The sequence below is a fragment of the Paraburkholderia antibiotica genome, assembly GCF_012927125.1.
Lineage (GTDB): Bacteria > Pseudomonadota > Gammaproteobacteria > Burkholderiales > Burkholderiaceae > Paraburkholderia > Paraburkholderia antibiotica.
This window is the reverse complement of record NZ_JABBFZ010000010.1, coordinates 198,915-212,671: the sequence shown is the minus strand read 5'-3', so window position 1 is coordinate 212,671 and position 13,757 is coordinate 198,915. Positions and strand designations below refer to the sequence as shown.

Annotated in this window: 10 protein-coding genes; all 10 read right to left on the bottom strand. The window is 59.4% G+C overall.

Going from position 1 to position 13,757, the window contains the following annotated elements:
* Positions 1-10: 10 nt before the first annotated feature.
* The 10 genes from tssJ to HHL14_RS18065 all read right to left on the bottom strand — a co-directional run bounded on the left by tssJ (position 11) and on the right by HHL14_RS18065 (position 13,749).
* Complete coding sequence (gene tssJ / locus HHL14_RS18110) at positions 11-526, bottom strand: type VI secretion system lipoprotein TssJ (protein ID WP_329601686.1); 516 nt, start codon at positions 524-526, stop codon at positions 11-13.
* A 32-nt stretch (positions 527-558) separates the two neighbouring features.
* Positions 559-1,650 (bottom strand): type VI secretion system baseplate subunit TssG, encoded by a 1,092-nt coding sequence (tssG, locus tag HHL14_RS18105; protein ID WP_169499014.1) that lies wholly within the window; start codon positions 1,648-1,650, stop codon positions 559-561.
* On the bottom strand, positions 1,647-3,437 hold the full coding sequence (gene tssF, locus HHL14_RS18100; protein ID WP_169498991.1) for a type VI secretion system baseplate subunit TssF: 1,791 nt from the start codon (positions 3,435-3,437) through the stop codon (positions 1,647-1,649). Before tssF ends, tssG begins: the two co-directional genes overlap by 4 nt.
* Positions 3,438-3,458: 21 nt before the next feature.
* Positions 3,459-5,048 (bottom strand): type VI secretion system protein TssA, encoded by a 1,590-nt coding sequence (tssA, locus tag HHL14_RS18095; protein WP_169498990.1) that lies wholly within the window; start codon positions 5,046-5,048, stop codon positions 3,459-3,461.
* A 26-nt stretch (positions 5,049-5,074) separates the two neighbouring features.
* Positions 5,075-8,638, bottom strand: coding sequence for an ImcF-related family protein (locus HHL14_RS18090; RefSeq protein WP_169498989.1), 3,564 nt, complete (start codon positions 8,636-8,638; stop codon positions 5,075-5,077).
* On the bottom strand, positions 8,635-9,879 hold the full coding sequence (locus tag HHL14_RS18085) for a hypothetical protein (RefSeq protein ID WP_206002384.1): 1,245 nt from the start codon (positions 9,877-9,879) through the stop codon (positions 8,635-8,637). Before HHL14_RS18085 ends, HHL14_RS18090 begins: the two co-directional genes overlap by 4 nt.
* Positions 9,876-10,127 carry a PAAR domain-containing protein gene (locus HHL14_RS18080; protein WP_169498987.1) on the bottom strand — a complete coding sequence of 84 codons (252 nt, stop codon included), beginning with the start codon at positions 10,125-10,127 and terminating at the stop codon, positions 9,876-9,878. Before HHL14_RS18080 ends, HHL14_RS18085 begins: the two co-directional genes overlap by 4 nt.
* 26 nt (positions 10,128-10,153) lie before the next feature.
* Complete coding sequence (locus HHL14_RS18075; RefSeq protein WP_169498986.1) at positions 10,154-11,875, bottom strand: T6SS phospholipase effector Tle1-like catalytic domain-containing protein; 1,722 nt, start codon at positions 11,873-11,875, stop codon at positions 10,154-10,156.
* Between the two features lie 21 nt (positions 11,876-11,896).
* On the bottom strand, positions 11,897-12,331 hold the full coding sequence (locus tag HHL14_RS18070) for a DUF3304 domain-containing protein (RefSeq protein WP_169498985.1): 435 nt from the start codon (positions 12,329-12,331) through the stop codon (positions 11,897-11,899).
* 518 nt (positions 12,332-12,849) lie between these two features.
* On the bottom strand, positions 12,850-13,749 hold the full coding sequence (locus HHL14_RS18065; RefSeq protein WP_169498984.1) for a DUF4123 domain-containing protein: 900 nt from the start codon (positions 13,747-13,749) through the stop codon (positions 12,850-12,852).
* Between the last annotated feature and the right edge of the window lie 8 nt (positions 13,750-13,757).

Sequence of the window (13,757 nt, the reverse complement as noted above, 5' to 3'; positions counted from 1 at the left end):
CTCGCGATTCTCACTGGGCGGGCCGCGTCTTCGGCGTATCGCCGGCGGCCACGAGATCATTGCCGACCAGTTCGAGCTTGAGCGGCTCGTCCGCCGACAGGCTCTTCTTCGAGAACACGCGACGCCAGGTTATCCCGTCCGTCGGGTCCCTGAAGAACGCCACCACCGCGACATACTGCGTATCGGTTTTCATCGGCTGCGTGACATTCACCGCGCCTCCCGGAGTCAGGATGACGCTGGTCATATCCTGAAGATCCTGCGCAAGTACCGTGCGGTCGTTGTCCAGGAGATCGTAGTAGGACGCTGCCTCCAGCCCTTTCCGCTCCTTGAGCTGGTAGATCCGGACGGCAACCGAAAACGGCTGGGTCCCCGACGTACTGTTGAGCGCTGAACGCGCGCTCAGATCGATATTGAGCGTCTTGACCGTCTTGTGAAACACCGCGTTGTATGCATTCGCCGTGCCGTCCGACACGGATTGCCATGCGCCGCACGCGGACAGGATGACGCACAGGCCTGCTGCGGCCACGATAGGAAATATCCGCAAGGTTCTTCCTTGATTCATGAATTCAGTAAGTTCAGCGAGTCGTAGCGACCCAGATTGATCGTTACCGTCTGGTCGGCCGCGGGTGCCAGCAGCGCGGTCCAGGCGAGACGCGGCCGATGCACGCCGGCCGGCGCGGCCCCAGCCGTCAGGGACAGGGTGGGCGCAGCGGAAGCCGGAATTTCCATGCGCAATATCGCGTCGGCCTTGTCGCCGAGATAGAGGCCCACCAGCCGCATCAGATCCTCGTGGAGCACCTCGCCCGGGAGCAGCGCATGCGCCTGCGCGGTGTCGACCGGCCGGATCGTCACGAGGATCGCCTGCGACCGGTCCAGTACGCGAGAACCGAGCACGTGGCCATCGCCCAGGCCGCTCACGGCAGGACCGTTGGCTTTGCGCGCACGCGGCCTTGCGGTCAGCCCCTGCCGATGCCCGACAGGAATCCACTGCGCGTGGAACTCGCGCACCGTGACGACCGCGCCATTGAGCAGATGGCTCACCACGCCGACCACGCCCTCGGCCGGACGCGTGCGCTGCATGAAGAGCCCCACCAGCGCGAGAAGCCGCGACGGTGCCAGCCCCGATTTGCCGGCCGGGTCTCCAATGCCCAGTCCCGCCAGAGACAACAGATACTTCGATATCGCGTCGGTGCCGCCGGCGCGGAAACTGACCGGGTAGTGATACTTGAGCCACGCGCGATAGAGAAGCGTGACGATCCGATGGTTGAAGATGTCGAGAAAAGCCGTCACCTTCTCGTGCCCTTCCTTGCGCAGCACGATGTCATCGATCAGGTGCGGCGGCATCGCCGCATCCACGCCATAGAGGCCGAGGAACGTGGTCTGCACGGATGGCGGCGCATCCTCATCCTCGTCATCGAATACCACGCCTGCAACTTCGGACCCGGGGAAGCCCACTCGCGCGCGCGGCTGGAAGCGCACCGGCTCATGCTCCGGCGTGTCCTGTGTCCCGAAGCCGGGTCTTCCCGGCGTCTGCAATTCGAGCAGACGCAGCAACTGGAACACATTCATGCGCGGCGCCGCGGACAGCAGCGCGCGAACCAGTGGCGCAAGCCTTGGCCTGCGGACCCTCAACGCATCCATCCCGCTCATAGCGGTGCCCTGTCCGACTTGCTGGCCGGCCACTCGATGCGTTCCTGCGCGGGGAGACTAACGATCACGAGTTGCGTGAAATGATTCACGTCGGCATAGAGCTCGAAAAAGCGGTGCAGCATTTCGCCGAACAGCATCATGTCGCCCTCGCCGGCAAACGCGTGACTATCGAGCGTCACCTCGATCAGCGTGCCCCGCTCCACTGCACCCTGCATGACCTTGCGCAGGCCCTTGCGGGTGACCTTCTGGATACCGTCGAGGCGCCGCCGGTTCATCTCGCCGTTGGTCCAGTCGTAAAGCGCGAGCGTGCCGCGCAGGATTTCCGCATCGAGCAGGGACAGGTAATTCGGACTGAGGTGGGAGAGGATGCGCCACTGGTAGCGATCGCCTTTCGGCGGGTGCAGCGGCAGCGTCGGCGACACGAGATTGCGAACGCGCGCGACGTTCGAGATGCCCTTGCCCATTTCGTTGATCCCGGCTTCGCGCAGACCCTTTCGAGGCAGCATGCCGTTCGTGCCGGTGACACGCAGCGACAGTGTTTCGCGCGGCAATTCCTCCGCGTTGTCCCACGCGTGGCCGCCCAGCACGAGCCATGTTTCGTACAGCCCCTTCACGCCCTGCTGGACGCGCGTATGGTAGTAGCGCTCGGGTGCTTCGTGCCTGAGCATGCCGCCGCGATGCCTGAAGCTCGCGAACGGCACGTATTCGACGCGGTCGCCCGTTGCGTGGTCGTGCGCGTCCACCGCGTCGACCGAGTAGGTTTCGACGTGCTCGCCGTGACGCAGCCGCGGCCGCACGACATAGGACGTCGCGTGATGGTCGACCCGAACCGGTTCGGCGTCCATACGGAACAGGTTGATGATCGGCGTGCAGAACAGCCGGATGTTCTTTTCCGAAAAGCGCAGATCGGACGGATAGGTCTGGTTAAGCACCACCTCGATCTCGAACTCGGTCACGCTCGGCGCGAGTGCCGCGAGATCGATGCCGTGAAGATCGACGAACAGGAATTTCTCGGGAAAGCTGAAATATTCGAGCAGCAACTGGTAGCCGCCGAAGGCATTGTCCGGCTTCGGCCACAAGCGCTCGTCGGCCGCGAATCCGGCCGTCGCGAAGTACGCGTCAGGCAGCGAACGCGGAGCGCCGGCGCGCACTTCATTGCCGATGTCAGGCAGCCGCAACAGGATCTCGTCGACGTGACGCGTCAGCGCCAGATGCAACGCGGTAGCAACCGGGCGATCGGCGTTCAGATAAAGCCGCAGGTGAGGAACGCTGAGCGTGTTCTGCCGCGACTGCACTTCGAGCTGGAACGTCAGGCGAATGGTCGAGCGCCCGTCTTCCCGCATGCCGGCACTGGCCGACTTCAGTTGCAGCGGCAGCAGGTCCACCGGCCACGTCGTGCGGTAGGTGCAGCGGGTGGCTTCGGGTCCGATCGGATCGGAGCGCACTTCGATATCCGCCGGAATCGTCTCGCGTTTCTGCAGCGTGCCGAAGTCGGGTACGAGTTCGAGGATGGAAAGCGAGGGGAGCGTGCGCAGGTAGTGCGGCCACAGCAGACTCACCAGCGATTCGGTGATTTCCGGCAGTTCGTCATCGAGCTTCTCGCGCAGGCGGCCGATCAGAAAAGCGAAGCCTTCGAACAGCCGCTCGACGTACGGGTCGCGCTCGCCCACGCGTTCGAGGTTGAGCATCCGTGCGCGGTCCGGGTGGGCTTTCGCAAACTCCCGACCGGCCTCGGTCAGGTAGCGCATCTCGGACTCGTAATAGCGCAGCGTGGAATCGTCGTCCATCTGATTTTCCTGGGGTACTTTTTACAGAACAGCGATGGCTCGCGCCGGATCGAGCACCGTCATTTCATGGCTGAGCTTGTCGATCTGGCGGGTAATGGCCGCTTTATCGGCATCCTTGCGGTTCATGGATGCCTTGAGGGTCCTGAACAGATGGTGCTTGACCTCGAAGGTCAGCGAAGGCTCCCATCCGGCGAGGCGGAACTGCGGGGCGCCCGCATCCAGTTCGGCCAGCAGGCGCAGGCCGATGTCGGCGCGTCCGACGTGATCGGCCACGCGCGCCATCACCCAGCGTTGCAGGTAACGCTGGCGGTCGGTGCGGATTCCGGGTAGTGCATCGATCCACGCAAAAGCCGCCTCGATACCCTGCGACTGAGCGAGTTCTCGCGCCTGCGCTTCCATTTCCTGCCAGTTCGCCACCGCACCGTCTTCATCGTCGGTGGACACCGGCAACGCGGCGAGCGCCTCGCCCTGTTCGAGGTTGCGCACGACCGCATGACTGGCAATCCATTCGAGCGTCGAGTCGTCGGCGAAGGGCGTGCCGTCGTTGAAGGCGAGCCGCTGGATGCCCGGCATGCGCTCGAGGAACAGTGCGAAGTCGGTCCTCAGGATGTCCCGCCATTCCGTGTACGGCGACCCGGCATGATCGAGCGCGACATGCTGGTAGTACTGCAGGTCGAGCCACAGATGATTGACGCCTTCCATGTACGCGCCTTCGACGCGCTCGAGCAGTTCCGGCCACTGCTTCTGCAGGACAAGTCGTTTGAACTGCTGGCGCAGCTCGGCGCGCGGTGGCGCGAGGCGTGTGCGGCCCTGCGCGTCGGCCGGCGGTACTTCGTGAACGGTATCCCAGCGCATGCAGCGCACGAGGCGCGCCGCGGGCAGATAGCCGTGCTCGTCGTCGCGCAGATACCTGGCCAGCGTGCGCGCGCACTCGAGCGCGTCGCGTGTCGAGGCGATGGTCGTGCCGCCAGTGGAGAGCGAGCCCGATCCGCCCGGGATTGCCATCGAGCTTTCCGTCACCGGCCGCACGACGTCTTCGCCGCCTTCGAAACGGGATACCAGCGCCTGAAGGTTCGGGCGGCCCGCCTCGGGCCATTCCGCGGTTTTACCGATCAGCAGATTCAATGCCGCCATCGCCCGCTCGAGCTCGGCCGGCGTGAACTCGCCGTGGCGGTCGAGCTGCTCCAGTACGCGTGCCGTGGCGACCCATTCGATCGCCGAACGCTTCGCTTCGTCACGACCCGGCAGCAGCGCATGACCGAAACGGTCGACGAGTGCGGCGATCAGTTCGAGACCGTCCGCCAGACCTGCCGCGCCATCCTGGCGAACGCGTGCGAACACGTAGTAGCCTGCAAGGCGCAGATCCTTGCCGACCTCGCCAAGCATCTGTCTGCAGGACTGGACGATCAGCGCATCGTCGATATCGGAAAGCTTGCCGATCTCTTCCTTGACGGTGATGAAAGCGTCGTCGTATCCGGGATCGCGGCCTACGCCCCGCCCATCGTCGGACGGGAGTGGCTTCAGCCAGTCTTCCCAGGCACCGAACCGTTCACGCGCGAGATCGTCGGGATTGCGCGCGTCGAAGAGTTGCTTGATGAAATTTGCAAACATGTTTATCCGCGTATTTATTCGCGCTTTTACTCGCTAGAAGGCACGGCGCCGTGCGGAAGTGAAATCGCCGCATGACGGGCGGCAGCGACCGCCGACGCCGGCAGCGGCGGCGGTCCCGCGTTTTTCATCGCCGCCGCATTCGATGCCGCCGCCGGCTGGAAGATTTTCGTCGGCATCGAGAAGCCGCGCAGTGCAAGCAGTTCCAGCGGCCCCTTGCCCGCATCGGTGCGCATCACGTAGGTAAGCGGATGCGTCACGTTCTTCGGCACCGCTGTTTCAGGCACTTTCGCCATCAGCGTCGTCGGGTCGCTTGCCATCGTGGGGGTCGCGGCCGAAGCCGGGTTTGCCGCAGCAGCGGCTGCATTTGGAGTGGGCACTGGGCCGGGTGTGGCCATCCAGGTCAGCTTGTATCGCGTATCCGAGAGCGGTTCGACGTTGGCCGACGCCAGCATGCGCACGAAAGCCCAGCGCCCCTGCTTCTCGAAACCCTTGTTGAGCCCCGACTGCGCCGTCTGCCATTCGAGTCGTGTGCCGGTGACGAGCAGGTCGTTGCCCGGCCAGACGAACGGCTGCCAGCGATCGGCCGAGTTCAGGTATTTCATCGTCTGACCGTCGACGGTGATCTGTGTTTCCGTCACGTCGGCGCCCGGTTGCGGCATCAGGTCGAAGCGGTACTGCGCGGCGCCGGAAGCGAGCATATGCGATGCGATGCCCTGCAGCACATTGATCGCCCTCAGGAAGGCCGGATCGAACCGCAGTCCCGTGGCCGCACTGCCCGGGACCCATTGATCGCCGTGCAGTTCGAGCGCGCCCGCGAGTTGCTGGTTGATGAACGCGGGAACGAGGCCGGTCTGATCGCGCAGGAAACGCACGAGCTCCGGAAACGACGCGTCGTCATCGCTGGAGGCGAACGGATAGCGGCCCTGGAATGCGCGCGCCCACGGCTCGACAATGGTCTGCCGCCATGCATCGTTCAGGCTCGCCTGAGCCGGTTGCATGACCGCCTGCATGGCCTGGTCGACGGGACGCAGGAAGAGCGCGTCGCCGAGGCCGGACCACTGTTCGCCAAGGCTTGCGGCGACGAGGCTTGCATAGGTGCGGGTGTCCGACAGTTCGGAACTCTTGCCCTGGAATTGGGCCTGTGCGATCCGCTTCGCCTGGTCGTCCATGCTGCCGCTGTTGGTCATCGCCTCGATCTTCAGGCGCAGTGTGGTCACGGCGTCGAGGTAGCGCTGCAGGCTGATGTTCGAGTCGGCTACCTTGCCTTGCGGCTGGGCAGCGCTGACAAGACGCAGGACAGGCCCGAAGGACGCATCCAGCGGAGCTGCCGGAATGACGGCTTGCGCGGCGCCCTGCACGGCTCCAGCGTAAGCACGGCCGCCCATCAGGCTTTGCGCTTTTGCGACGAGCGTATCGGAGAGAGACGTCGTGCTCTCGCCTGCCCGGCCCTGATATTCGAATGCCTTCATCAAGGCGATCATCGGCGACTGGCGGGAATCGGCGAAGAGACGTAGCTGTTCGGCGATCCCCGGCAGCGTGGTCGCGGTCACCCACTGGATCGAATTGGCGAATGCCTGCCACTGCCTGCTGTATTCGTCGAAATACATGTCGCGTAGTGCCTTGCGAATCTCATCGACAGATTGTGCTGGCTGTGCACTTGCAGATGCGTTCAGTACCCAGTCGGATGTGACGTTCTGGCGTTGGGCTGCTTCGTCGATGGCTTGCGAGATCTGGCCGTCCCAGGCTTGCCGTGTGTAGACGCCCGGCACCGTGGCGCCCGTGCGGAACAGTCCGCGCGCATCGGTTCCCGCCAGCAGTGTGGCTAATGTCTGGTCGCCGTACTTGCCGGTCGCCGCGTCGAGGATCGAGTGATAGATCGTATCCGTCGAGTTGCTCGTGCCGATCAGCGCGAGCAGCACCTGTCGCGTGTTGTTCACGAGATCGGTTCGGGGCTGGATCGCCCATTCAGGGTGAGCCGCGAGATGCTGCGCGAAGAACGGGAAAAACTGGTGCGCCAGGTCCTGCCGTTCGCCAACGCTGAGGCTGGCCTTCGTGATCCAGTTCCACGTGAGCTCAGGCACCATCACCTTCGCGTCGGCGCGCTTCGGCTCTGCCAGCATCAGGTAGGTGCGAAGCGTCTTGCGCCCGGCGAGCGCCTGTTTGCTGGTTGCGTCGTCCGAAATATCTGTGCGCATTGCGGCTACGTTGCTCAACGAGGATTCAAGTCCCTGCTGTGTCGGTGAGACGAGCAGATGCCGGCTCGCCGGCGTGTAGGTGTGCCAGAGCCCTGCGAGAATCGATTTATCGCGGTTCAGGCCGAAGCGTGAATACCATGGCGCGCCTGCCGACGCGCGATATTCGAAGCGCTCGATATCGTGCTGGACGTCAAGTAGTGCGTGCAGCCCTGTGCGGGCATCGGGCGCCGATGCCTGTTGTCGGGCTAACTGGTTTGCGTAGATGAGTTCGCGGGTGTTGGATCCGCCGGAGATGAATAGGCCGATGATCCAGATGCATGCCAGGATAGCAACCACCGAAGCGCAGATCGAGCTAGGGTGCCAACCTGTGCGGCGACCACCGTCCTTGATACCGCACTTACCGATTTCACTCCAGAGGCCGGTCAACGCGTTTGCCTCTGGATCTGCAGTGACCTGTTCTGCAGCTGCAGGCAAAAACCACAAACCGCGAATGTTCAGCGAATTTCGAACTGAAGTCGACAACGCAGTCATGAGATCGGTTAGCGCCTTGCAACGGTACTCAATCTGAACCGACAGCCCAGCGAGGTAATGGAGTCGCCGGTCTTCGACCAAACGCTTTGTTCCCGTAATCGCCAAATTTTTGCTCAGCGTTCTTAGAGCGTCTACAGTTGCGCAGTCGTCGTATTTCCTTGGGAGAAGGCAACCCACCGGCTCCAGGACTTCTTTGTCCAGCGCCTTTATGCCTGAATCTGCAACCAGATATACGGGCGCCGAAAAACGCAACATGCGTGAGATGCCCAAAAACAATGACCCGAGAAATGCTGTACGGCGCGACAACGCAGAGAGATCGTTCCTTCCGTCGATGATGAGTGCAATGGCATCAACCGGCCTCCGGCCGCGAAGTTTGCGCAACTTGATTAACCACGCTTCGTCTGGCAAACCACTTTTGCTTTGTGGTGCCCAAAGAACAACGACATCATTAGTCGCACACCACTGCTTTTTTTCCAGGACCGGTAACTGATTCGCGACGAGCCGGTCGTCGCCAGAGACGAGCACCCACGGCGGGAAATAGCGCCATCTCCGGCCATAGCGGGTACGCAGGTCCTGTGCAAGTTCCAAGTCCCAATCCCGATTTTCCGTCGACACCATGCGAGCAGCAGGATCGCGAGCATATCGGTCCGGCTTCCTCATCGGTGCAAGCTTGGAAAATAGCCTCCATGCCCATGCGAGTGCGCTCTGAATCAAGAGCAAAACTGCACCGGCAAGCAATACAGCAAGCACACGGACTGTCGACGAGGGATTGATCGACTCGCCCTTAAATAGGGCGGTTATAGCCAGCCCGATTGTCATCGTTCCAACGACAATCCAGTATCCCAATACCTTCTTGTTCTTCATCCAGTCTGTTCCGCTTGATTTGTTTTCTCCGCCGCTCGAACCACAGCCATGCGAATATTGCCTTGTCGGGTACAGACAAGCTGCGGCGTTCCCGCCTCGCTCGCCCGTTCAGCTGCAAGTGCAACGGCGAGCCAACCTGCAGCTTCACCGGTATTCCCCAATGCCACATCTAAATCGCGGACCCCGGCTGGCTCATCTGCTTCCACCAGCGCGAGTCCAAGATCGGACGCCGCTTTAGACAGAACGTCATCGTCACCGTCGGCGAGGCCCGCTTGCCACATATCAAGAACTTCCTTCGCCTCAGCATTTCCCCAGAGCAAGGTCTCAGACATATCGTCAACCGCCGGCACTTCCCGCGCATCCACTGGTCTATGCAGTTTCGCGATCACATCCAGATGCATACGCTCAGCAAGTGGTGACCACGTCATCACCATCGCCGCAGCGGCTTCCGAATGGTTTGGCGAAGCGTCGCCAGAGATTTCCACTGCGACGAAAAGCGCGAACTTCTCCAGCAGAGGGCCACCGCGAATATCGAGCCATTCATCGATAGTCATCAAGCCGTCTTCTTTTACAAGGCGAATCGGCTCAGCCAGCGTGATCCCGAGCGCCTTTGTGCTCGCCCGCCAGGCCTCCAGGACTTCTTCATCAGACAACACCTCCGGCACTTGCATATACACGTGGAGCGGTATATTCGATGGCACGTTCTGTATTTCGCTTCGAACACCACGCATCACTTCTGACAAGCACAACTTAAACCGCTCGAAGCCGTCTGTACCGTCAAGGATATCCAGCTGAGTTCGGCGCCGTGTTGCACCTGTTGTCTGCGATTGTTGCGATCGGAGTGCTCGTTCACCTCCTGCGATACGAGCGCCAACGTTGCCGCTTCCCATCGCTGTCAGGTAAGCCAGTCCAATAATCGCAAGAGGTTCCTGGCCGAACCTGATCGTCTCCGCCCTATCGCCCGTGTCCGTTTCCTCGTCCGCTTCATGCAACGAGGCTTGCTGACCGTAGAAGAGCCACCGTAGGCCAAAGACGAAACCCGCGGACATTAAAGGAAGAACAATCGTCTGGACCCAAAACCAAGGATCAGAGGTCGATTTTCCGTGGGGCCACGTCGCAACCGACAATGCCATTCCAAGTGCGGCGAGCAGCAAGCCGACACCGCCCCAGACAAATACATTGGGTGGTACCGGTGGCGTTTGGTCGTCGCGCAACGGTGGTAGCTCAATCGGCATCTTCAACCCAAGCTAGATATCAGCCGGCAGCCGCACATCGCGTGATGGCCATCTCTCGCAAGTGGGATTCCATTGTCGTTCGCTTTGGCATCCCCTTCTGTTATCAGATTGGGACGGACATCGGGATGCTTCGGGCAGGTGACTTCATCACCCTTTCTCGCCACGAATCGACCACGCATGCGTATCTTCTTTGATGCTGTGATCACTTTTCCTCCGTGATCAGTGCTATCGCCGAGTCGTACGAAATTTTTCATAGCAACGAACTCGCCTCACAATGTGATCAGGCCACCATCGTCTGATTGTCGGCATCCAAATCGGCACCAGACGAAGACTGCAGTGGTATCGATGCGACATTAGCTGTCAGACGCTCGTTCTGGTAAATATTTCTGTATCTAAGGTAGCCGCCAGTAATGTCCGATGGTTCCAGCCCGGAAATCGGAATAGAAGTAAAACCAGCCCGAGAATCGTGGACATAGTCGTCAAAAAAGTCAGTTACGGCCTGAGGCAAGGTCGCATGCTTGTCGAGTTCCGCGAGCAAACTGCGAGTCACCGCATCGACTGGCTTTACCTTCGGGGTGCCACCGTACAAGCCAACGAGTCCAGTATTATCAATCTGGCTCTGCGGAATATTCTCCGCATCAATTTGCAAGCGTAGTCTCTTAACCTGGCCCTCCAGATCATCCTCCGCTTTGCGCAACTGCCCTCGGTCTACGTCGTTAGAATCCCGGAAGAAGCGGCGCGTTGACAGCCCCTTTCCAGCTACAAGCATCCCGCCCCGCCATTGGACATATTGGTGGGTGTGTTGGCGTACGATATCGCGAAGTCTTCCGCCTGACGCAAGACCGCAGGCCGTCCAGAACTGGTTATACGCAGCCGTGAGTTCCTTAGGAATATCGAAAGCCGTCTTCAGGTCACCATGCGAATTGATCTCATCGATCGACATTAATGGCACGCCAGCACGTATCGCCTCGAAGTGCATGTCATTCAAAGGAATCTGCGAACATTGAGCAAGTTTTCCCTGTTCCGTTGGCAAGTAGCCACCACCCACGTCGGAATGCATGCCGGGGTAAACTATCTGTTTGACGTTGCTCGCCGCCTCCGCTGGAAAACATGCGCGTTGCTCGTGAAGTGCTACATAGTGAACGCATTGTTCGACGGTAGCCGGGATGGCCATCACCCCATCGGCCCACGCCATATGACCATCCCAACCCGAAACGAGATTTGGCGTTCCAACTGAAGCAACGGTGTCAAAGATTCCAAGAAAATAGAAACGTACAGATATACCAGCCAGCTCAAACCCACCATCATTCTGCTTAACGATGTCGGTGAACCAGTTGGCAAACGCTCTTGCTTCAGCCGATCCACGTGAAAATCCGAAGACGGCCAAGTTGATTTGGGTCACCTTGCGCTGACTGCTTTTTACGACTGCCGCCAGCTTCTTTTCCCATGTCTGCAGGACCATCTTCCGGTAGGCCGCCTCAAATGAAAGCGCACCGACGGCGGAACTCATGTTCCTGACAATCGTCTTTGCGCTTGGGCCGCTGAAAAGATCTGACCCGGTCAGGTAGTGATGAACCGCGTTATAGACTCTTGTTATTGCCCAATTGATTCGGTCGGCCCCCATGTGACCGGAACCCAATCCTAGAGGCGCGCCGAGCGTCTTGCCACCGTCTGTGTCGCCGACGTCTGGAAATGGGGTACCCACGCCAGCGATGTAGTAGGGGAAAAAGCCATTTGGATTGTCGACCATCGCAGCATCGAACAGCCTGGCAACGTTGCTATGCTTCCAGCGCTCCTTCTGAGTTTTGCTCCCTCCCTCTTTGTCATCTTTATTGTTGCCGGTCCCATCGAAAAATAGCGTTACATAGACCTGTCCCTGGCATTGCGCCGTCTCTCTGCTTCGGATACAAGTCAGCGCGCGTTGTCGTCGCATCATTTCTTGCGGTGAGAGCTTTCGGTAGCCCTCTGCAGGCATTGGATCGGGAATTACCGCTGATGTCATCGTGCAATCCTTGTAGTCGGTTCACAACTTTGCTGCGCTGCCTTTTAGGGGATAGTTAGCGTTTTCCGGGTAGTACATTGTTACGAAAACCTCTATATCTCCATTCTTCAGAAAATGTACGGCGATATGACCTGCAGTATCAGCCGTATAGGGCGGAACGGATACCACTCTCTCCTGTTCCTTTCCGATTTCCTCTCCGCCCCATCTGAGGGTTACCGTCATCCCCGGTATATATTTTTCAGGAATAGAAACACAGCATGCAGATCCGCCTTGACCATGCCTGGCAACGAAGGAGCCACCTTGTCCATTAACGGAATAGAATCCGATATCTTTGTCAGTGTGGTTATAACCAGTAACATCTAGCCCAATCGTGTCGCTTTTCGCCTGGCAACTGGATAGTGCAATAGAAAACAGAATCAAGGCGAAAATTTTGGCGGCCGCTCGTAACAAAGTCATCGTTTTGATTTCCCTTAGTTCAATTTCAAAGATGTCGTATTCCGGGTTGGCGAAACTACGGCCAAACCTATCGAGTCACAGCACTACCATTTCCATAGGTCTTGGAGTTCAAAATTCCTAAGTCGCAAGACGGTTCCTGTCGACCGGAACAACAAGTGTCCACTTCGATGCACAGGATCGCAGTTGCGCATGAGTGAGTACTGCCCCAGCATAGCTCGCCACATACACCACTCCGATAGATATCAATAACGACGCCACGCCATAACCCAGTCGCTTCCACGTCACCCACGGCCTCAAAGAAGCAATTGCGCAACCCGTTAGTACCGATATCGGTACAGTGGCAACGAGTACAAGTGCGAGGAAGATAACCATCCCCGCGCTCATATCGCCTTCCGTGCATATGCGACGGTAAGCTCCATCGATACCGAATACAACGAGGACGTTGAGCACAACGAAGCTGACCACCGAAGAAGCGCCAACGTAAGCAAGCACCCCGAAGGCTCTTTTTGCTGACGTCGCTAGAGTCGGTGCGATGCGTCGCTTGCGTTCCGGCCGTTGGAGTTTTCTGCGACCTTCGCACTTATCGCCCAAAGAGGCTGTCCCGCGGCCCAGGCTTCCTGTGGAAGTTTCTCTATCCATTGCTGAAAAAGTTCTTGACTGTTGGCGAAACCCGCCTTCAGGCGATCCGAGATGCCCGGAAACTCAACGTAATTGCCTGAAGTGGAAAGAGCGAAAATCATCAGTTGAAGCTGGTCAGCCCTATCCGTTAGCCCATATTCCCGTGCTCTCTGCAACTGACTGCTGATGAATGGATGCAAGATGTCGCGCGGTACACGATCTATCTCTGCCCTGATGTTGCGCCGAAGCTCGTAGATCAACAGGTCGGGTTCCGCTGCGTCGAATAGCGCTTGCTCCTGCGCCAAGTCAAATGTGAGCGGAATAGGTTCGAGAGACTGCACGCCGCTGCTATTTGGCATCTGCTGCTCCTCAACTACGCCGACCCGGTCATAGATCTTCCACGCCGTGATGCCGCGCGTAAAAGTGGCTGCCTGCTGAGGGTTCAGAACGCTCATCAACGTCGGAAGAATGCGAGTGTCATACCAGCGCATCACCATCAATTTGCCACCTGACATTTCGAATAGGTGAAATTTCCGGAGATGCTCGCCGAGCTCCTCGAGAGATTTCGTCGAATCCAGGGTGCTAACGCAGGGCTTCAGGAGGCCGATTCGAGTCGTCTCGTCAAGCACAGATTGTGTGATGTCGCAGTCGACTGTCACGTCGATCAGGAGCGGTGCAATGTCACGGAATGGTTCTTCCGGATGACCATCGAACAGTGAGACGTATTGCGCCCCCAGTCGGTCAAGCCGACTGGAAAAGCGCATATGCTGACTCGAGTCGAACAGAATATAGCGATACACTTGACGCT